Origin of the sequence: Tsuneonella suprasediminis, from assembly GCF_003605755.1 — a bacterium.
In the GTDB taxonomy this organism is placed as follows: Bacteria; Pseudomonadota; Alphaproteobacteria; order Sphingomonadales; family Sphingomonadaceae; genus Tsuneonella; species Tsuneonella suprasediminis.
The window spans coordinates 165303-185907 of the sequence record NZ_RAHJ01000014.1 but is presented as its reverse complement, the minus strand read 5'-3'; the positions used below and the strand labels follow the sequence as shown (position 1 = coordinate 185907).

Genomic DNA, 20605 nt, shown 5'->3' with positions numbered 1-20605 from the left:
TCATTTCACTTTCATCGGCAGGCCTGCGACTACAAGTTGCACTTCGCTGGCGGCTGCGGCGATTAGTTGGTTGGTCCGTCCGGCGTCATCGCGGAATTGGCGCGCCAGTGGATTGTCCGGCACGATGCCCATGCCGACTTCGTTAGACACCAGAATCGAGGTGCCGCGAAAACGCTGAATGGTATGTCGCAGATCTTCGACGGCGCGCGTGACATCCGCATCCGCCATTAGGAGGTTGGAAACCCACAAGGTCAGGCAATCGATCAGTATTACGCTGTCGGGCTGATCGTATGCGGTGATCGCGGCGGCAAGGTCCACCGATGCTTCAACGGTGTGCCAGCGTGCATCGCGCTCTGCCCGATGGCGAGCGATGCGGTCATGCATTTCCGCATCGAATGCCTGAGCTGTGGCGATGAAAACATGCCGGCCGTCAACAGCTTCAGCGCGTGCCTGAGCATAACGGCTTTTGCCGGAACGCGCACCGCCGACCACGAACAGACTGTGCCCGCTCATGTCGCAGCTGCTGTGTTCGAGAGAGCCAGATCGAGCAGCGTATCGGCATCGACATAGTTATCCAGTTGTGCCGCAATTTCGTCGAGCGCGGCATCGACCCCGGCGTGATAGTCTTGCCCGCCTCCTGAAATGCCAATGCGGCTCAGCAGTGCGTTCCGCAAGTCGGCGGAGGCGAACAGTCCGTGGAGATAGGTGCCCATCACTGTGCCATTCGCATTGATCGCGCCATCGGTTCGCCCATCTTCCAGCACGGCAAACGGTCGATCCGTTCCTGCACCGCACGTCTGCCCCATATGCATTTCGTAGCCGGTCGTCTGAACACCGAGAGCGGTTGCATCGATCTGGCGCAGCGCCTTGCCCGGTGACAGCACCGTTTGCACATTCAGAAGGCCCAGCCCGGTGATTTCCCCCGGCGGCCCTTCGATCCCGTGTGGATCGGTGATCGTTTGCCCTAACATCTGGTATCCGCCGCATATTCCCACGATCAACCCGCCGCGCCGGTGGTGAGAGAGCAGGTCGATTTCCCACCCCTGTTCACGCATGAATGCGAGATCGGCCATCGTCGCTTTCGAGCCCGGCAAAACGATGACTGAGGCATCGCCCGGTATAGGGTGGCCCGGCACCACCATCGCCAGTTCGACGCCCGGCTCCAGCTTCAGTGGATCGAGTTCATCGAAATTGGAAATGCGCGGCAGGACGGGGCAGGCGATGATCTTACGGCTGATGCTGCTGTCCCGTGGGCGTTCCAGAACAACCGCGTCTTCGCTCGGCAGGCGCGATGCGCCGGGTAGCCAGGGAATAACGCCCAGTCCCTGCCAGCCTGTGTGTCGTTCGATGGCGTGATATCCATCGGCAAACAGAGCGGCATCGCCGCGAAATTTGTTGATCAGAAATCCGTGGATCATGGCATTGTCGCCTGCATCGATCACAGCTTGTGTGCCGACCAGAGATGCGATCACACCACCACGGTCGATGTCACCGACCAGCACCACCGGAACCCCTGCGGCGCGGGCAAATCCCATATTGGCGATATCGCCTGCACGCAGGTTGATTTCGGCTGGCGATCCCGCTCCCTCTACGATCACGAGATCGCAGCTATCCTTCAGCCGGGCATAGCTTTCCATGACTTTGCCCAGCAGCGCGCCGCGTGCCGCGCGGAAATTGCCGCTGCCCAGCGTTCCGCGCACCTTTCCATGCACAATCAATTGCGACGTGCGATCGGCCTGGGGCTTGAGCAGAACGGGATTCATGTCGCTGTGTGGATCGGTGCGGCAGGCCAGTGCCTGTAGCGCTTGTGCCCGACCGATCTCCCCACCGTCGACAGTGACGGCGGCATTGTTCGACATATTCTGCGGTTTGAACGGTCGCACCTTCAATCCGCGATTGGTGAACAGCCGACACAGCCCGGCAACCAGCACCGATTTGCCGACGTCCGAACCGGTGCCCTGCAACATCAACGTGCCCATTCGATCATCCCTGCCGCAAACCAAAGCAATAGACAGCCCCGCACATATATCCGCAATGCGCGGTCGATATCGCTGGCCGTTGGCTGGCTGCTGCCATCGCCAATCCACGGTTTGTCGTACAAGACGCCATCATAGCGGATCGGGCCGCCCAGACGTAGGTGAAGGGCGCCGGCCATTGCTGCTTCGGGCCATCCGGCATTGGGCGACGTGTGCTTTGCGGCGTCGCGCCAGGCGATGCGCCATCCCCCGCCGCCGACAATGCAGAACGCAATGGCGGCCAGCCTTGCGGGTATCAGGTTCATCCCATCGTCGGTTCTGGCGGCGGCCCACCCGAATGCGCGCCAGCGCTGTTCGCGGTGGCCAATCAGGCTGTCGGCAGTGTTGACGGCCTTATAAACCCAGATGCCGGGCAGTCCGAGGATGAGGAGCCCGAATAGTGGCGCCACGATCCCGTCGCAGAAGCTTTCCGCCAGACTTTCAATTGCGGCCCGCGCAATCGGGGCTTCTTGCATTTCGTGGGTGTCGCGCCCGACAATGGCGCTGACCGCCTCACGTGCTGCGCGCATATCTCCGCAGTGCAGTGTGCGAGCGACCGCCTTGACGTGAACGAACAGGCTCCGCTGGGCCAGTGCCGGCCAGGCCATTGCAGCCACGGCCAGCCAGCCCCAGGTGCCGAACACGACAAACGACAGCCACTGTGCCGCCCATCCAGCCAACGCGACGCCAGCGACAATCAAAGCCATCGTGGCCACGCCCGCCAGCCTGCGGGTAGCGGCAGGCAGATCGGGGCGATTCCAGCGGGCCTCTGCCCGGTTGATCGCAAACGCGAACACGCCAACGGGGTGGCCGATACGGCGATAGAGAGCATTCGGCCAGCCAACCGCTGCGTCGATTGCCAGCGCCAGCATTGCGACCGGCTCAGCCACAAGCAAGCGCCTTGTCCAGTCGATCCAGCGCTGTGCCATCGCCCGGCAAGCCAACGCGAAGCCAGTCGGTTCGGTCCGCGAACGGGCGCGTCAGAATGGCTGAGCGGGCGAGGCGTTCGAATACCTTCGGTGCATTGGGCGTGTGGACAAGCCGGAACAAGGGGCAGAGCCCTTGTGGCGCATAGCCGTGGCTTCGCAACACCCTATCGAGCGCGTCGGCACCGACTCTCAACCGATTTCTGGCCTGCACAGTCCAATCCCGGTCGCGATAGGCGGCAGTACCGATGGCAATCGCTCCTGCAGAGATCGGCCATGATCCCAGCAAGGATCGCAGCGTGGCAAGGAGCGATTGGGGGCCGAGTACGAAGCCGAGCCGAACACCGGGAAGCCCAAAGAATTTGCCGAACGAGCGGAATACGATCAGGCGAGTATCCTCGCCAACACGTCTCGTTATGCTGACGGCGGGATCGCAGTCGGCATAAGCTTCATCAACCAGCAGCCATTCGCTTTCACCGCGACTGTCCAGTAGCGCCGCCAGTCCATCGCGGCTGACAATGCGCCCATCGGGGTTGTTGGGGTTCGCGATCAGCAAAGTCGCTGTGGTTGCCATTGCGGCCTTCAGATCGACCGGTGTGCCGGGCATGAACATCTCGCTGTGGGTGCGATATCCCGGCGCGACATATTGTCCGGCTCGGTTCAGCAGTTGCCCGACCAATCGCAAACCTGTCTCCGTGCCGGGTACGGCACAGACGTGGCGCGGATCGACCCCGAAGAACTGCGCGGCAGAATCCTCCAGATCGGCAAGTGCGTTCTGTTCGGGCAAGCGGTGCCAGTCTATGGCAAGGTCGGCAACACCGGGCCACGCCTCCGGGTTGATGCCGGTCGACAGGTCGATCCAGTCATCGTCGTGGTTTCCGAAATGGCGCTTCGCTGCATCGATCGCGCCGCCGTGCCATGTCCAACTGCCCAACGTCACCTGATGTGTTCCCAGATCAGCGCGGCGAACAGTAACATGCTCTCGGTAATCTCGATTCCGGCGCCATGTCCATCGCCGGAGATGCCGCCTATCGTGCGGTTGAGCCACCAGCCCCACAGGAACAGCGCCACCGGAACACAGAACAGCGAAGGCGATAAGAAGCCGCCCAATGCCAGAGCCAGCGACCACAGGACTATGTCGCCAGATCGCACTGCGCCACGGAAGCGTGACCCCAGCCCCGTATGCAGATCGGGTAGCCAGCGTGACCACACCAGTGGCCCTGTCCGCGCAGCGAAGGGGATCATCACGATGGGCAGGATTGCACCGGCATCGATCAGTCCGTGCAGCAGGATCAGTTTGGCCAGCAACTGCATGGCAATCGCGACGACTGCGAAACTGCCGACATGCGGATCGGCCAATACGTCCAGCAGCCTGGCGCGATCCTTGTGGGCGGCGCCGCTGGTATCAGCGATGTCTCCCAACCCGTCGAGATGGAGCGCGCCGGTAATGCCAACCCAGATCAGCAGTGCGGTCAGCGCGCCGGTCCAGTTGTCGATTTGTGCGCCCGCCGCAGCTCCCGCCGCAATGCATGTGCCCACGATCAGCCCGACAGCGGGAAACCAGCGGATCGATGCTGCGAACTCCTCGCCTCTCACCGCGATATGCGGGGTGGGCAAACGGGTCAGGAACTGTATCGCAACGATCAGACCTTTCATGCGTGGATCGCCGTGATCTGCGCGCTTGGCCTATCTCCGCTCCACACCTGTAGCGAAACCAGTGCGCCATATGGCAAGGCGAAGCTCCACGTCTGGCGCTGGGTAAATCCGCACAAGTTATGCAGCGCTGCACGGATCGACCCACCATGAGTCACGATCAGCGTAGGGCGCGAAGCAAGCGCGGCGAGCGCATCGGAAACACGCGAAGCCAGCGAAGACCAGCGCTCGCCCCCCGGCGGCGGAGAGGCGTCGGGATCGTCCCAGAACCGGCCCAGCGCCTCTGGGTCGAGCGTGTCGGCAGCGGCACCGTCCCAGTCGCCAAAGTCCAGTTCTCGCCAACGCGGATCGACCACTGGCACAACGCCTTTTGTCGCCCCGATCGCATCTGCTGCCGCGCGGCATCGCAGCAGGTCGGACGTGACGATGTGTTCTATGTCGAGCGAACCGGCCTGCGCCACACGCGCGGCGATCCCGGCATCGGTGGGCAGGCCGTCTGTCCGGCCCATCAGCAAACCCGGCTGTACAGGTGCGCCGTGGCGCAGAAGGTGAAGCGAAAAGTCGGTCACAATGCGTCTGCGATGCCAGCTTCGTTAAACGTGGCCATCTCGTTGTGAGTCGCCAGTGCAGCGCGCACTACACCCGCCACGACCGCCGCGCCGCTGCCTTCGCCCAGTCGCATGTCGAGCCGGAGCAACGGGTCGAGACCGAACTGCCCAAGCAACCGCTCGTGCCCCGGTTCGGCTGAGCAGTGACCAGCGAGACAGTGATCGACAATCGCGGGATTGTCGGCAAACAGCGGCGCGATGGCAGAGCAGCAAATGAACCCGTCGAGCAGGACGGGAATGCCAAGCTGTCTTGCCCGCAAAATCGCGCCTGCCAAAGCAGCGGTTTCTCTCCCGCCTACCCGGCGCAGTGTTTCGAAGGCGGAACGGGGCGCGCCGTCGTGATGGGCCAGTGCGCGGTCCACCACCGCGACCTTGCGGTCAATTCCGGCAGAATCGATTCCCGTGCCGGGGCCGACCCACGACGCCGCATCCCCGCCCAGACTGCGCGCGCAAAGCGCTGCCGCGGCGGTCGAATTGCCAATCCCCATTTCGCCCAGCACAATCGTGTCGAGATCGCTGCCGACCGCAGCCGCGCCAGCGTTTAAAGCGGCGAGGCATTCATCCTCGGTCATCGCGGGGGATTGCGTAAAATCGGCTGTGGGACGTTCGATTTCCAGTGGCACGACCGCCAGATCGAGGCCCGCCGCACCCGAAAGAGCGTTGATCGCAGCACCGCCCGCGCGAAAATTGGCGACCATCCCGGCGGTGACGCTAGCGGGGAATGCGCTGACCCCGTGCACGGTTATCCCGTGGTTTCCTGCAAATACGATTGTTCGCCCTTGCTGGATGCGAGGCTGTTCGCGCCCTTGCCAACCGGCAAAGAACACTGCGATGTCTTCCAGTCGCCCCAGCGATCCGGCTGGTTTGGTCAGCCGCCGCTGGCGGGACAGCGCGGCGGAACGTGCGGCACAGTCGGGTGCTTTGAGATCGGCCAGCGCCGAGGCAAAAGCGACCGGTGATGCGAAGGTGATCATTGCGCGACAAACCCTGCGGGCGGAACCCGCACGATGAAGTGTCCTTTGACGCCCTCTGGCCAGTCGGCATAAGCGACCCGACCTTCTTCGCTGGCGGCATAGTGGAGCGCATAATCCAGAATTGCGCGGGCGGCGTCGGCATCGGGGGTGAAACGGCCCAATACGTAGCCGACTTTGTCATGGGCGCGGATGTGGACGGTACAGAAATCCGTGCACGCGAACAGGCACGGCATCTCCTCCACAGACAATCCGGCATAGGCGGGATCGTTCTGCGCCAGATCGCGCAGCAGAGCGAACAGCCGCGCCCCACCGCGCACGCCATAGGCGTCTTCGCGCGCATCGCCGCTGTGGCGGCAGGTATTGCACACGATCACCGATGGGCCGCTGGCGGCGGGGCGCAGCATTGTCATGCGGCGGAAGCCGCGCGCGCGTAGCGATCGGACGCTACCCGAACGCCGAGCCGGGTGAGTGCATATTGCACTGCTGCCATTCCGGCGAAGATCGCGCCATAACGGACAAACTGGCGCAGCATGATGTCCGCGGAGAATGCAGCCCAACCGTGATCGAGCAGCGACACCCACAGCAGGATGCCCAATTTGAAACCGGCAAATGCACCGATATAGGCTCCGCCAGCACGTAGCAGCGCATGGGTGCTGGCCATCGACTGTCGGGCAAATTCCGCCGCCAACAGCGAACCGACTGCTGCCGTGCCCAGTGCGAAAGGCCAGACCATGCTGGCTGGCTCAAACGGGAAGCCATGGACGATAAAGCCCACCGCCTGGGCAGCAAACCATGCGACGAACATCAGCACCATGCCATCGCGGCGCGATACGTTCGTTGCGGCGAGTGCGGCAAGCGAGGGGAATGGAGTGGCGCAAGCCAGCAACAGCGATGTGACCGTGCTGACCGTAGCCATTGTCCCGATCCAGATATTGCGCGCAAACGCGTCCGAAAGCGTGGTCATACTTTTCTCCTCTGGCTGATAGTTACTGTGCATCAGAACCGCCCCCGCAGACCGGCGTAGAAGCTGCGACCCAGTGTGCCGTAACGGTAGGCCGTCATGTATTCTTCGTCGAAGAGGTTCTCTGCCCGGCCAAACAGGCTGACGCTGTCGGAAATTCGATATTCCGCGCGCAGATCGACCAGTGTGTAGGCATCGAGGCGGTTGGTATTGGCTGCATCGTCGAAACTGCTGCCCGACCACCGTACCGCTGCGCCGAGATCGAGCCCGAACGGCAGAGCATAGCTGACCGATGCATTCGCTGCATTGCGCGGACGGCGCGGCAGCCAGTTGCCGAAATTGGCAGTGCCGGGAGAGCGGTCTTCCGCCACGATCCAGCTATAGTTTCCGTCGAGTGTCAGCTTGCCAAAGTGTAACGCCGCTGTCGCTTCGATGCCGTGCGCCTCGCCGCGGGATACGTTGGAATAGAATCCCCATCGCTGTTCGGTGGTGCTGCCCGGCACCAGGCATAATGGATCGGTCGATGTGGCCGGGCAACTGTTATAGATGATCTGGTTGGTCGTCGTCCGGTCGAACCAGGTTGCTGCCAGGGTCAGCTTGCGGGTGAACAGGTGCTGTTCCACCCCCGCTTCCCATCCGTGGGCATCTTCCGGGTCGAGCGCGAGGTTCCCGTAATCGCTGTAGAGCTGGTACAGCGTCGGCGCCTTGAACCCTTCGCCATAACTCGCCCGCAGGATCGTGCCGGTTGGCAAACGCCACACTCCGCCCACCGCCAGTAATGTCTGCCCGCCATAGCGGCTGTGATCGTCGTAGCGAATGCCGCCATCGATGGTCAGGCCGTCAATTGGTTCCACGCTGACCTGGCCGTAAGCGCTGGTCGCTTCGGTTTCGCCGGTTGCAAAGGCGGGGACAGGGGTGGCCAGCGATGCCGAAGGCGAACGGCTGAGAAAACGTGCGCGTTCGTTCTCCACCCCGAAAATTGCGGCGATTCCACGGGTCAGATCGAAGCTGCCCTGATATTCCCACCGCGTATTGATCCCTTCGGATTCGAAGCTTTGCGGCCGTTCGCGGGTCGGGTTGAAATTATCGCGTTCGGTTTCCGTGCGAGAATAGGCCAGGCGGTTGCGGAATCGACCCTCCAGCAGTGCGAAATTTACGCCGACATAGCCGAGCGTTTCGCTGTTCAGGCCATAGTCTTCGCTGTCCCCACGGGTTGAATCGAATCCGACCCGCGCGGACGAGTGATAGCCGCGCAGATCCACTTCCAGATTGTCGGTCAGCGCGATTTGCGCGCGGCCCGTTATGCTGTCGTTGCGGTATCCGTCTTTTTCCTCTCCGCCGAATGCAGGTGCGACTGCTGAAATGCCGTCGGTGGTGAATGTCTGTCCGCCGATCCGCCAGCGCAGCGGGCCGTTCTTTCCGCCCAGTGCGGCGCGCGCGCTGACAGTAGCGCGCGATCCGGCCTCGACATCGAAGCTGCCTTCCAGCTCGTTATGCGGTTCGGCGGTGACGATATTGACCACGCCGCCGATCGCCTGGCTGCCCCACAGGATCGATTGCGGCCCGCGCAGGACTTCGATTCGGTCGATGTCTCCCACAAGAAGGTTGGCGAAATTGTATCCGCCACCGGCCGAAGCCGGATCGTTGAGCTTTACCCCGTCGATCACGACGACGGTATGATCGGATTCTGCCCCGCGAATACGCAGAGATGTCGATGTGCCGTACCCGCCATTGCGCGAAATGGTCACGCCCGGCGTCCGCAGCAGCAGTTCGGTTGCGCCGATGTCCTGCGACCGGTCGATCGCTGCCTTGTCGAGCACAGTGATGCTGGCCGGTGTGTGGTCAAGCGCGACCTCGGCGCGGGTGGCGGTGACGATGATCTCGCGATCATCGTCAGTCACGGTCGGATAGGCGGGAATTTCCTCAGCAAATACGGGAGCCGCTGCCGCAATTGCAGCGAGAGAAATGGAACTTCGAATAACAAACCGGAACATCGTGTACCCCATCGACAAGGCCGCACAGCCGCGGAATCGATGGCGATATGCCTATAAGGCGCACGACATCGGCCCGTGCGGATGCACAGCCACCTATGTCGTCTGTCGGGTTCACCCCCGTTCGCCCGGCACACCCTGTCCGCACGAAAGACGACGGCGACGGGCAGGTCTCCTGGCTCGCGGGTCAATGCCGTTCGGGCCGCCTTCTCAGGACCGTGATGGTCCCAATGGCATGTGGCTCGATAGCTATCCGCTTACAGTTGCAGGGGCAGCCGGGGTTTTACACTCCGTTCCCTTTGAATCCCCTTCCGGGGAACCTGTCGCGGCGCGCTGGTTAGGGGCAACGTCTCATGCGATCAAGTGAAAGAAGCTGCCGCTGACGTTCCCGGCATGGTGCCCGGCCATGCCTAAATCTGTGCCGTGGGCGTCCGAGAGACGAGCAAATGGTTTGCCTTCATTTGGCGAAACAATTGTCGCATAATGATATTCGTGGCCCCAGAGCGGGCTGGCCGCGGCCGCAAACGGGGCAGGGGCCAACAAGCGCGCCTTGCGATAGCCAAGCGAAAGCTTGCGTCTGGCGAAGCTTGTATCGACCGGCAGCAGGCCGGCCATTGGATAGCGGGTGCCGTCGCTGTCTTCGATCGAGCGCCCTAACACCATGTAGCCGCCGCATTCGCCATGCACTGGTGCCCGTTTGGCGAATTCCCGCAACCCGGCCATGAAACGCCCATTGGCCGCGATTGTCGCGGCGTGCAGTTCGGGATAGCCGCCCGGTAGCCAGCACGTGTCGCAATCGACCGGTGGAGCGTGATCGGCCAGTGGTGAGAACGGCACGATTTCCGCCCCTGCAGCCCTCCACCACTGAGCGAGATGGGGATAGAAGAATGCGAAGGCGTCGTCGGAGGCGAGGGCGATGCGCTGGCCCGGCGGGCGAATGGTGGGGATCGCTGGCGCAGCGGCACGTGTCGCGTGTGCAGAAGCGCAAATGGCGGGCAGATTGCAGTCGCGGGCGATAATGGCGGCGATGCTATCGATCCGCGCGTCGATATCAGTGTCCTCCCGTGCCTGAACCAGCCCCAGATGGCGCGAAGGCATTGTCAGTGCCGCATCGCGCCGAACCATGCCCAGCAGCGGTACATCGATAGCAGCAAACCCTTCTGCGATCATCGCGGCGTGACGGTCGCTCGCCACGCGATTGACGATAGCTCCGGCAACAGGTGGCGCGCCGGGATAGGAAGCCATCCCATGTGCCACTGCGGCGGCGGTTTGCCCCGCTCCTTCGGCATCGATCACCAGCAGGATCGGCCACCCTGTTAGGCGGGCGATCTCTGCCGCCGTGCTGGTGCTGGATGCACCATCGTACAGCCCCATGGCGCCTTCGCAGATTACCAGATCGGCATCGCGCGCGATGCCGGATGCCAGCCCGCGCACCATCGCCGGGGCCACCGCAAACCCGTCGAGATTGATCGATGGTCGTCCGGTTGCCAGCGCATGTAATCCGGGGTCGATATAGTCCGGCCCTGCTTTCGCTGCGCGGACTGTCAGACCGGCGTGGATGAAAGCGCGCTGCAATCCAATGGCGATCAGTGTTTTGCCCACTCCCGAACGTGGGGCGGCGACCAGTAGCCCTGGCGCCAGCGGGGCGGTCAAAACTCGATCCCCGGCTGGGCCTTCACGCCCGATCGGAACGGATGCTTTATCTGCACCATCTCAGTCACAAGATCGGCGGCGTCGATCAGGGCGGTGGGGGCATTGCGTCCGGTGACGATGACATGTTTCATCGGCGCCCGGTCGACCAACCCGGCCACGACTTCCTCGACAGGCAGATATTCGTAACGCAGCACGATGTTCAATTCGTCTGCCACCACCATTGCGATTTCGGGATCGGCGATCATCCGCCTGACTTCATCCCACCCGGCGCGGGCCCATGCGATATCGCGGGCGCGATCCTGTGTGTCCCAGGTGAAGCCTTCGCCCATCACGCGATGTTCAACCTGATCGGGGAATGCCGAATAGACCATCTTTTCCCCCGTGGCCCAACCGCCTTTGATGAACTGCACGATGCCCACTTTCATCCCGTGGCCCAGCGCGCGGCAGACCAAGCCGAATGCGGCGGTCGATTTGCCTTTGCCCTTGCCGGTGTGGACGATCAGCAGGCCTTTCTCTTCGGTCTTGTCGGCCATGATCTTGGCCCGTGCGGCTTGCCTTTTGCGGGCCTTGTCGTTGTGTCGCTGGTTGATTTCATCTTCGGTCATCACATCCTCCGGGCGCAATACGGTTCGGGAGCGCTGCCACAGGTGGCAGCACTCGTCGGGTATTCGTCGCTCGAACGGATGGTCCGTGCCCTGGCCAGTCCCTGAACCGAGGCATCGAGCGACACGCGCAGGCAGGTCTCCTGGCTCGCGGGTCGTCGCCTGACGCACGCCTTCCCGGTTTGTCGACCAGTGGCTGGCCCGGAGATAGCCTCCGCGCCTGTGCATCACGCTCGCCGCTCACAGTTGCAGGGACAGCCCTGGATCGGGCTCGCATCAGGTGCCAGCCTTACCATGTTCCCTATTATGCCCGGTGGGCACCTGCGCGGGGTGCAATGGCGCACGCCATCGCACGCGCATGGCATACCGTGTGCGATGGTTTCTGCAATATCTCCTCGAAATCTGGCAGTTTGCAGATGAGGGAGGGGATCATTACACGCCTGTGCGATTGCCATCATCCATGAAGAGAACGCCTATGCGCCGCGTGATAGTTGTGACCGGAACCGATACCGATGTCGGCAAAACGGTATTCGCGGTGGGCCTCGCTGCTGCCATTGGCGCATATTACTGGAAACCGGTGCAAGCCGGGTTGGAAGACGGAACCGACACGGCCTCTGCCAGCAAGCTGGGCGTTCCGGCAGAGCGGATTGTGCCAGAGGCATATCGGCTGGCCACACCATGTTCACCCCATCGCGCGGCAGAAATCGATGGGGTGGAAATCGATCCCACACGGCTGGCCCTACCAGACGTGGAAGGGACGCTGGTGGTGGAGGGGGCGGGCGGTGCGCTGGTCCCGGTGACGCGGGAGATCCTCTACGCAGATGTGTTCGCCCGCTGGGGCCAACCGACAATCGTCGTCGCCCGCACCGGGCTGGGCACGATCAACCACAGCCTGCTGACGATAGAGGCCCTGCGCGCGCGGAGTGTGCCGATTCTTGGCATCGCCTTTGTCGGTCCGGCGGAAGACGACAGTGAGCGGACGATCTGCGAGATAGCCAGGGTGCCGCGGCTTGGCCGCTTGCCACATCTGACATCGCTCGATCCCGACAGCTTGCAGGCGGCAATCCTCAGTGGTTTCGACATGGAGTTTTTCCGATGAGCGAATCTGCTGTCTGGCATCCGTTCACACAACATGGCCTGCAACATGCGATTCCCGAAGTCATCGGGGCCGAAGGTGCGGTGTTGCACACGCGATCCGGGGCGAAAGTGATCGATGCGATCTCGTCATGGTGGGTCACGACCCATGGCCATGCACACCCGAAAATCGCCGCTGCCATTGCCGAACAGGCGCACAAACTCGACCAGATCATTTTCGCAGGCTGGACGCACGAACCGGCGGAACGGCTGGCGGCGGGCTTGCGCGCGCGGATGCCTGCCAGTCTGACACGGGTGTTCTTTTCGGATTCTGGATCGACCAGCGTCGAAGTGGCGCTGAAAATGGCGCTCGGTTACTGGTTGCATCGCGGCGAAGATCGCCATCGGATCGCGGTGATGGATCATGGCTATCACGGCGATACGATTGGCACGATGTCGGTCGGCGCGCGCGGAGCGTTCAATCGGGCGTATGAACCGCTGTTGTTCGATGTCACGTCGATCCCCTTTCCTGCTGCGGGGCACGAACAGGCGACGTTCGATGCGCTGGAACGAGTTTGCCGCGAAGGGGCGGCGGCATTTATTGTCGAACCGCTGGTGCTGGGCGCGGGGGGGATGTTGTTCTACAGGGCCGATACGCTCGCTGAAATGCACCGCATCTGCCAACGGTATGACACGCTGTTCATCGCGGATGAAGTGATGACAGGGTGGGGCCGGACCGGCGCATTGCTGGCTTGCGAACAGGCCGACATCGCTCCCGATATCCTGTGCCTGTCGAAAGGGATTACCGGTGGCGCAATCCCGCTGGCGGTAACGATGGCGAGCGAACCGATCTTTGCCGCGCATTACAGCACCGACCGCGCACAGATGTTTTTCCATTCCTCAAGCTACACCGCCAACCCCATCGCCTGCGCCGCAGCCAACGCCAATCTGGCGATCTGGGACGAGGAACCGGTGATTGAGCGGATCGCTGCACTGGGCGAAAGGCAGGAGAGGTATTTGCGCCGGACTGCCGCGCATCCTCTGGTCCGCAATCCCCGCAGGCTGGGCACGATTGCAGCGTTCGAAGTGGGGGATGCGGAAGGGTATCTATCCGACCTTGCGCCGCAAATGCTGGCGATGTTCCGCGAACGCAATGTTCTGCTGCGCCCATTGGGCAATACGGTTTACGTTATGCCGCCGTATTGCATCACCGACGATGAGCTGGGGGCAGTTTACGATGCGGTCAGCGAAGTGCTGGATTGCATCGCAGGCTGATTGCCCGTTCAGGCCTCCAACGGTTCGGTCGACGTGCCCAGTTCGGGGATGAACACAGAGCGGCGGCCGCTGAAATCGGTCCGCATCACGATGATGCCCACACGCTCGTAATGATCGAGCAGTCGTTTCAATCGGCCCGGTGAACTGGTGCCATAGAGCCGCGCCAGTTCATCGTCGTCGGGGCAGGGCGCCCCTTCGCTGGCCGCTTTGGCAATCGCCAGAAACGGAGCCAGCAAGTCATCGGGCAGCACCGCCGCGATGCGGAGAATATCGGGCCAGGGTTCGCTGGCCGGATCGGTGACACCCGCCACTGCCATCGCAAACCGGCGCTGAAACACTGTCATATCCACGCGGCCAGCGGTAAGGCGCTGCATCCGGCAGCGCACGGTGAAGTCCTGAAACAGCTTGGCCGGTGGCTGGAAGGTGCAGCCTTCTTCGGCAGCCAGATCGCGCAGAATCTGCGCCAGCGCCGCGTCCACCTCTTCCTGAGAGCGCGATTCTGCGGATGGCGCATCGGCGGCGGGTTCGGGCAGTTTGAGCGATGTGGCGGCAATCTCGCCAATCAGCGCGTCGGTATGCGGCTTGGGCGGGGCGGGGGCCGGTTCTGGCGCGGTCGCGGGTTCCTCGTGCAGATCTTCGTGCAGCAAGGCGTGGAGTTCGTCGGGCGAAGCGGTCGGCGGGGGCGCCAGATCCTGCACCACAGAGCGTCCGCCAGTCTTCACTGAGCCGATCCTCACCGACACTGGCCTGCGGCTGATCGCCGGACCCAGCCCCAGAAACTGGCCCCGCGCCAGATCGCGGATCTGTTCGGCCTGTCGCCGTTCCATGCCCAGCAGATCGGCAGCACGCGCCATATCGATATCGAGGAAAGTGCGCCCCATCAGGAAGTTCGATGCTTCCGCTGCGACATTCTTTGCCAGCTTGGCCAGTCGCTGGGTTGCGACGATCCCGGCCAGTCCGCGTTTGCGCCCCCGACACATCAGGTTGGTCATTGCGGCCAGACTCAGTCGACGGGCTTCGTCGCTCACTTCGCCGCCAGCGGCAGGGGCGAACATCTGCGCTTCGTCGACCACCACCAGAGCGGGGAACCACTGTTCGCGCGGGGCATCGAACAGGCTGGACAGGAACAGCGCGGCACAGCGCATCTGCGCCTCGATCTCCAGTTCGTCGAGCGCGAGAACCACCGATGCACGATGTTCGCGGATGCGCGCGGCGAGCCGGGTCAGTTCCGCCGCCGAATAGGCGGAGCCATCGATCACGATATGTCCGAACGGTTCGGCCAGCGATACGAAGTCCCCTTCGGGGTCGATCACGATCTGCTGTACGATCGATGCGCTTTCTTCGAGAATGCGGCGCAGCAGGTGTGATTTGCCCGAGCCACTGTTCCCCTGCACCAGCAGGCGAGTGGCCAGCAGTTCTTCTATATCGATCATCACCGGCCGTTCCGCCTGATCGACGCCAATTCGAATGGGTGCACTCACGTGGCGGGACTTGGGGCCGAAGGCGATTCGATCCAAGGGCGCACGCGGTGTTTTCCAGAGCTTTGGCCCAAAGGGCGCGTATTCGGGCGCATCGCCTGCGCTTTGCAAGCGGCGGGAGGCAGGCCTATGACAATATGTAATCGCCAAAGTCGAACAGGGACGCAGATCATGACACTTCGCCATTATACCGCCGCAGCCATTGTCTCGCTTGCGCTTGCCGGATGCGCGACTGCGAACCCGCCCGCCGTTGCCGCTACGTCGGCGCCGGCCGTGCACGATAGTGCGCCTCAGGCCGATCCGGCGCGTATGGATGCGATCATCAGGACATTGGCGTCAGACGAATTCGAAGGGCGCGCACCCGGTACGCCGGGCGAAACCAAAACCATCGCCTATCTGGTGGAACAGTTCAGGAAACTGGGCCTCGAACCCGGCGGGCCGAACGGTGCATGGACCACCCAGGTCCCATTGCTCCACACAAAACTGGATACCGGTGCGCCGCTGCAACTGGCGACGAAACGAGGCGCGATCACACTGCGTCAGGGGGAAGATGTCTATATCTCTACCCAGCGCAACGTGGATCGTGCCGTGGTGGACAAAGCGCCGCTGGTCTTCGTCGGCTATGGCGTGACCGCTCCTGAGAAGGGGTGGGACGATTTCAAGGGAGCGGACCTCAAAGGCAAGATCGCAGTCTTCCTCGTCAACGATCCCGATTTCGGGCTGGCAGAGGGCGCGCCCAATGCCGGGTTGTTCGGCGGTCAGGCGATGACCTATTACGGTCGCTGGACGTACAAGTTCGAGGAAGCCGTGCGTCAGGGGGCGATTGGCGCGCTGATCGTGCACGATGCCCCCGCGGCGGGATATGGCTGGAACACGATAGTCAGTCCGGGCGGGGAGAACTACGATCTGGTTCAGGGGCCGGATGGCGAAGGCCGGTTGATGATTCAGGGCTGGCTGTCGGGCGATGCGGCGCAGCGGGTGTTTGCCGCTGCCGGACTCGATCTGGCGAAGCAGGTGGCTGCTGCCCGCAGCCGTAATTTCAAGCCCGTTCCACTCGTCGGCGCACGGCTGTCTGCCAATGTCCCGGTGAGCAGCGAAACCGTGCAGAGCCACAATGTGATCGCGAAAATTACCGGCGCGACCCGCCCTGCCGAAACCATTTCATACGGCGCGCACTGGGATGCCTATGGCATTGGCGCGACCGCAGATGGGCGGGGCAAGACAATCCGTGCGGGTGCGCTGGACGATGCATCGGGCATCGCGGCGATGATGGAAGTGGCACGGATGTTCAAATCCGGCACTCCGCCGCAGCGCACGATCCTGTTCGGCATCTGGACCGCCGAAGAGCGCGGCTTGCTGGGCTCCGAACACTTCGTTGCATCCAACCTGTACTCTGCCGATAAAATGGTCGCGGATATTACGTTCGATACCCTGCAACCCAATGGCAAGGCGCGCGATTTCGTGCTGATCGGTAAGGGGCAATCGACGCTGGAAGATTATCTGGCGAAGGCGGCTGCGGCGCAAGGGCGGACGATCACGCCCGATGCCAGGCCAGAACGCGGCTTGTTCTATCGCGCCGATCATTTCAGCTTCGCCAAGCGCGGTGTGCCTTCGCTGATCGTTATGGCGCTGGGCGGCGGGGTCGATCTGGTCAACGGCGGTCGAGCGGCGGGGGACAAATGGGTGAGCGATTTCACTGCCAATTGCTATCATCAGCCGTGCGACGACTGGAAAGCGGACTGGGATCTGTCGGGCGCGGCGCAGGATGCTGATCTTGGCTATGCCATCGGGCGCGAACTGGCCGATAGCGATGCCTGGCCGAAGTGGAAGCCCGGTTCCGAATTCGCGGGCAAGCGCAAGTAACCGGGCTGCCGGTTCCGCTTCACACCGCCATATTGTCGATCAGACGGGTGCCGCCGATCCGCGCGGCGACCAGCAGGCGCGCCGGTGCCCCGCTGAGACTGTCGAGCGGGACGAGCGAAGCGGCATCGGCCAGTGTGGCATAATCGACCGACGCGAACCCGGCCTGCAACAGATGCGCTTCCATGGCGGCGAGGGTAGGCGCGACCGCGCTGCCGCTGTGGAGCGCAGCGATGGCATCGCGCATCGCCTGCGGCAATTCCGCCGCCTGCTGCCGCTGTTCGGGCGACAGGTACTGATTGCGGCTGGACAGGGCCAGTCCGTCCGCCTCTCGCACGGTCGGCACCCCGTGGATCGCGGAAACATGCGGGCGCACCAGATCGAGATCGGCTGCCATCCGGCGGATCACTGCGAGCTGCTGCCAGTCCTTTTCCCCGAACAGCGCGAGATCGGGGCGCACCTGATTGAACAACTTGCAAACGACCGTGGCCACGCCGTCGAAATGACCCGGTCGCGCTGCGCCGCATAGCCCTTCGCTCACGCCCGATACCGACACGTTCGTGGCATATCCATCGGGATACATCTCGGCCACACCCGGCGCCCAAAGCAGCGCGACCCCTTCTTTTTCCAGCAATGCGGAATCTTCCGCCATGCGCCGGGGATAGGCATCGAGATCTTCGTTCGGACCGAACTGCGTGGGATTGACGAAAATCGATACAGCCACTGAATCCGCTCGCGATTTCGCCTCGCGCACCAATGTCAGATGGCCTTCGTGCAGGGCGCCCATTGTCGGCACCAGCGCCAGTGTGCGCCCCTCTGCGCGCAAGCCATCGACGGCTGTTCTCAACATCTCGCGCGTGGTCACGGTTTGCATGGCATCTGGCCCTTGGATAAAGCCGGGAAGTGGCTCTGCCGCGCACTAGCGCGCATGGGCCCACCAACACAATCGCCGGATTGCCGGCCGCAAGCAATGGAACACCGCCCGTGACGAACACCGCCCCGCATCGCATCGTTTTCGCGAACGAGAAAGGTGGCACGGGCAAATCGACCACGGCGGTCCATGTCGCGGTGGCGCTGGCATATCAGGGCGCACGGGTTGCCGCGATCGACCTCGACCCGCGGCAGCGGACGCTGTTCCGTTATTTCGAAAACCGCAAGGAAACGATGGAGCGACGCGAAATCGATCTGCCCACCGCGCGGTTCGACGTGCTCGACAGCGAGCGCCCGGAAGATTTGGAGGCGCTGGTCGCGCAAGTAGGCGAAGGCGTCGATTTCGTGGTCTTCGATACCCCCGGCCGCGATGATCCGCTGGCCCGCCATGCCGCGACCGAAGCCGATACGCTGGTCACGCCGCTGAACGACAGCTTCGTCGATTTCGACCTGATCGGGCAAGTCGATGCGGAAACCTTCAAGGTTCGCCGCCTCAGCTTCTATGCCGAACTGATCTGGGAAGCCCGCCTGAAACGCAGCCGCAGCCAGATTGAACAGGGGCGGCGCGAAATGGACTGGGTCGTCGTCCGCAACCGTACCGGCCATGTCGAGGCGCGCAATATGGTGCGTATCGAACAGGCTCTGAAGGAACTGTCGAGGCGGGTCGGTTTCCGGGTGTCGCAAGGGTTGTCGGAGCGCGTGATATATCGCGAACTGTTCCCCTCCGGCCTGACTTTGCTGGACAAGGGGCACCTGGGGGAACTCGGCACCAGCCACCTTGTCGCACGGCAGGAACTGCGCGAACTGATCAAGTCGCTGAACCTGCCGATGCCCGCGAAACAAGCGCCGGAGCTTGCGCTGGCTTGATGTCGCCGAACCGGCTAGCAAGGGCACGATGGTTCGCCTGCTGATCCTTGCCGCAATTGTGTCATTTGCCTGCCGCATGATGCTGGGGCGCTGGCCGTGGGATTATCTGCGGACACCGCCGACCCGGCAACAGGCGGTGCTGAATGCGCGAAAGCTGCTGGGTGTGGATGCGAATGCGACGCGCAAGGATATTGTGGAGGCGCATCGCCGCCGCATTGCTCTGGTCCATCCGGATCGGGGTGGTTCCGGCGAACAGGTCCATGAAACCAATGCGGCGCGTGATCTGTTGTTGAACCAATTGCCCGACAAGAACTGAGGAATTGCCACTGTGAATCACACCTTCGATTCCACTGTCCTGCGTGAATACGACATTCGCGGGATCATCGGCGAAACACTGGGGGCAGAAGACGCCCGCGCTATTGGTCGCGGTTTCGCCACTTTGTTGCGGCGGGCTGGTGGCCACAAGGTGGCGGTGGGATACGATGGCCGGGTCAGCTCCCCGATGCTCGAATCCGCGCTGATCGAAGGGCTGACCGGCAGCGGCTGCGATGTGGTTCGGATCGGGATGGGCGCGACGCCGATGCTCTATTTTGCAGAGGCATCAGCGGATGATGTCGATGGCGGTATTCAAATAACCGGCAGCCATAATCCCGCCAATTACAATGGCTTCAAGATGGTATTTATGGGTCGCCCGTTCTTTGGGGAGGATATCCTGACCATCGGGCGCCTTGCCGAAGCCGGGGACTGGCTCGACGGAACGGGCACGGTCGAAACCCGCGATGTCATGGATGCTTACATCGATCGGATGCTGCAGGGGCTGGACGGGATCGACAGCGACACTTTGTCTGCCCTGCGGATCGGGTGGGACGCCGGCAATGGCGCTGCCGGCCCTGCACTCGAACAGCTTGCTGGACGTCTGCCGGGCGAACATCATCTGCTCTACACCGATGTCGACGGGAATTTCCCCAACCATCATCCAGACCCCACTGTCCCCGCCAATCTGGAAGATCTTCAGCGGCTCGTCGCGGAGAAGAACCTCGATTTCGGAGTGGCATTCGATGGCGATGGCGACCGGATCGGGGCGATCGACGGCGAAGGGCGGGTTATCTGGGGCGATCAGTTACTGATGATTTATGCCGAAGACCTGCTATCCCGCCGCCCCGGCGCGACGGTGATTGCCGATGTGAAGGCCAGTCGCGCGTTGTTCGAACACGTCGCCGCGCATGGCGGGCAGCCGGTTATGTGGAAGACCGGGCATAGCCTGATTAAGTCCAAAATGAAGGAAACACAGGCGCCGCTGGCCGGGGAGATGAGCGGGCATGTGTTCTTTGCCGACGAATATTATGGCTATGACGATGCGCTCTACGCTGCCGTGCGGCTGATGGCGGCATCGGCGCGGCTGGGCAAATCGGTCACGCAATTGCGCGGCGAGATGCCCGCGTTGGTGAACACGCCCGAAATGCGCTTTCAGGTCGATGAAAGCCGGAAATTCGCAGCGATCGACGAGGTCAAGACTCGGCTGGCGGGCACTGACGCGCAAGTTGACGGCACCGACGGTGTGCGAGTGACGACCGCTGATGGCTGGTGGCTGCTGCGCGCATCCAATACGCAGGATGTGCTGGTCGCCCGCGCGGAGAGCGACAGTCAGGGCGGGCTGGACCGGCTGGTCGCGCAGATCGATGAACAGTTGCAACTTTCAGGGCTGGAGCGCGGCGAGCAGGCCGGGCACTGAACCTGT

At 62.7% G+C, this 20605-nt stretch carries 20 protein-coding genes and 2 riboswitches; of the genes, 6 read left to right on the top strand and 14 right to left on the bottom strand.

Annotation, left to right across the window (positions count from 1 at the left end):
• From cobU to cobO, 12 genes are all read right to left on the bottom strand, one after another.
• On the bottom strand, positions 1-513 hold the full coding sequence (gene cobU / locus D6858_RS04535) for a bifunctional adenosylcobinamide kinase/adenosylcobinamide-phosphate guanylyltransferase (RefSeq protein ID WP_120107561.1): 513 nt from the start codon (positions 511-513) through the stop codon (positions 1-3).
• A complete protein-coding gene (locus D6858_RS04530) occupies positions 510-1979 on the bottom strand; it encodes a cobyric acid synthase (RefSeq protein ID WP_120107559.1) in 1470 nt (489 codons plus the stop codon). The genes cobU and D6858_RS04530 overlap by 4 nt, the downstream gene beginning before the upstream one ends.
• Positions 1967-2905, bottom strand: a complete 939-nt coding sequence (cbiB, locus tag D6858_RS04525; RefSeq protein WP_120107941.1) for an adenosylcobinamide-phosphate synthase CbiB — start codon at positions 2903-2905, stop codon at positions 1967-1969. The genes D6858_RS04530 and cbiB overlap by 13 nt, the downstream gene beginning before the upstream one ends.
• Entirely contained in the window at positions 2898-3875 is a 978-nt protein-coding gene (locus D6858_RS04520; protein ID WP_120107557.1) for a threonine-phosphate decarboxylase, read from the bottom strand. Before D6858_RS04520 ends, cbiB begins: the two co-directional genes overlap by 8 nt.
• 2 nt (positions 3876-3877) lie before the next feature.
• Positions 3878-4597: an adenosylcobinamide-GDP ribazoletransferase gene (locus tag D6858_RS04515; RefSeq protein ID WP_120107555.1), complete on the bottom strand. Its 720-nt coding sequence runs from the start codon at positions 4595-4597 to the stop codon at positions 3878-3880.
• Positions 4594-5163, bottom strand: coding sequence for a histidine phosphatase family protein (locus D6858_RS04510; RefSeq protein ID WP_120107553.1), 570 nt, complete (start codon positions 5161-5163; stop codon positions 4594-4596). Before D6858_RS04510 ends, D6858_RS04515 begins: the two co-directional genes overlap by 4 nt.
• Positions 5160-6176 (bottom strand): nicotinate-nucleotide--dimethylbenzimidazole phosphoribosyltransferase, encoded by a 1017-nt coding sequence (cobT, locus tag D6858_RS04505; RefSeq protein ID WP_165859630.1) that lies wholly within the window; start codon positions 6174-6176, stop codon positions 5160-5162. The genes D6858_RS04510 and cobT overlap by 4 nt, the downstream gene beginning before the upstream one ends.
• The gene (locus tag D6858_RS04500) at positions 6173-6580 is read right to left on the bottom strand and encodes a DUF1636 domain-containing protein (protein ID WP_120107551.1); all 408 of its coding nucleotides are present in this window, start codon (positions 6578-6580) and stop codon (positions 6173-6175) included. Before D6858_RS04500 ends, cobT begins: the two co-directional genes overlap by 4 nt.
• Before the next feature lie 2 nt (positions 6581-6582).
• Positions 6583-7140, bottom strand: coding sequence for a hypothetical protein (locus tag D6858_RS04495; RefSeq protein ID WP_120107549.1), 558 nt, complete (start codon positions 7138-7140; stop codon positions 6583-6585).
• 32 nt (positions 7141-7172) lie between these two features.
• Positions 7173-9131 (bottom strand): TonB-dependent receptor plug domain-containing protein, encoded by a 1959-nt coding sequence (locus tag D6858_RS04490; protein ID WP_120107547.1) that lies wholly within the window; start codon positions 9129-9131, stop codon positions 7173-7175.
• A 145-nt stretch (positions 9132-9276) separates the two neighbouring features.
• A riboswitch (cobalamin riboswitch) is annotated at positions 9277-9467 on the bottom strand.
• Between the two features lie 12 nt (positions 9468-9479).
• Positions 9480-10781 carry a cobyrinic acid a,c-diamide synthase CobB gene (locus tag D6858_RS04485; protein ID WP_120107545.1) on the bottom strand — a complete coding sequence of 434 codons (1302 nt, stop codon included), beginning with the start codon at positions 10779-10781 and terminating at the stop codon, positions 9480-9482.
• Positions 10778-11386, bottom strand: a complete 609-nt coding sequence (gene cobO, locus D6858_RS04480) for a cob(I)yrinic acid a,c-diamide adenosyltransferase (protein ID WP_120107543.1) — start codon at positions 11384-11386, stop codon at positions 10778-10780. The genes D6858_RS04485 and cobO overlap by 4 nt, the downstream gene beginning before the upstream one ends.
• 113 nt (positions 11387-11499) lie before the next feature.
• A riboswitch (cobalamin riboswitch) is annotated at positions 11500-11723 on the bottom strand.
• Positions 11724-11858: 135 nt separating this feature from the next.
• Here cobO and bioD point away from each other — a divergent pair.
• Entirely contained in the window at positions 11859-12482 is a 624-nt protein-coding gene (gene bioD / locus D6858_RS04475) for a dethiobiotin synthase (RefSeq protein WP_120107935.1), read from the top strand.
• Positions 12479-13732 carry an adenosylmethionine--8-amino-7-oxononanoate transaminase gene (locus tag D6858_RS04470; protein WP_120107541.1) on the top strand — a complete coding sequence of 418 codons (1254 nt, stop codon included), beginning with the start codon at positions 12479-12481 and terminating at the stop codon, positions 13730-13732. Before bioD ends, D6858_RS04470 begins: the two co-directional genes overlap by 4 nt.
• Positions 13733-13740: 8 nt before the next feature.
• Here D6858_RS04470 and D6858_RS04465 read toward each other — a convergent pair whose 3' ends face one another.
• The gene (locus D6858_RS04465; protein ID WP_225082575.1) at positions 13741-15213 is read right to left on the bottom strand and encodes a helicase HerA domain-containing protein; all 1473 of its coding nucleotides are present in this window, start codon (positions 15211-15213) and stop codon (positions 13741-13743) included.
• A 168-nt stretch (positions 15214-15381) separates the two neighbouring features.
• Between D6858_RS04465 and D6858_RS04460 the strand changes: the two genes are divergently transcribed.
• Entirely contained in the window at positions 15382-17073 is a 1692-nt protein-coding gene (locus tag D6858_RS04460; RefSeq protein WP_120107537.1) for a M28 family metallopeptidase, read from the top strand.
• 19 nt (positions 17074-17092) lie between these two features.
• Here the strand turns inward: D6858_RS04460 and panC are convergent, their stop codons facing one another.
• Positions 17093-17944, bottom strand: a complete 852-nt coding sequence (gene panC, locus D6858_RS04455; protein ID WP_120107535.1) for a pantoate--beta-alanine ligase — start codon at positions 17942-17944, stop codon at positions 17093-17095.
• Between the two features lie 110 nt (positions 17945-18054).
• Between panC and D6858_RS04450 the strand changes: the two genes are divergently transcribed.
• From D6858_RS04450 to pgmG, 3 genes are read left to right on the top strand one after another with little or no spacing between them, the layout of a single operon-like run.
• A complete protein-coding gene (locus D6858_RS04450; RefSeq protein WP_120107932.1) occupies positions 18055-18867 on the top strand; it encodes a division plane positioning ATPase MipZ in 813 nt (270 codons plus the stop codon).
• Positions 18854-19183 (top strand): J domain-containing protein, encoded by a 330-nt coding sequence (locus tag D6858_RS04445; RefSeq protein ID WP_318286482.1) that lies wholly within the window; start codon positions 18854-18856, stop codon positions 19181-19183. The genes D6858_RS04450 and D6858_RS04445 overlap by 14 nt, the downstream gene beginning before the upstream one ends.
• Positions 19184-19195: 12 nt before the next feature.
• Positions 19196-20599, top strand: a complete 1404-nt coding sequence (gene pgmG, locus D6858_RS04440; RefSeq protein WP_120107533.1) for a phosphoglucomutase/phosphomannomutase PgmG — start codon at positions 19196-19198, stop codon at positions 20597-20599.
• Positions 20600-20605: the final 6 nt, after the last annotated feature.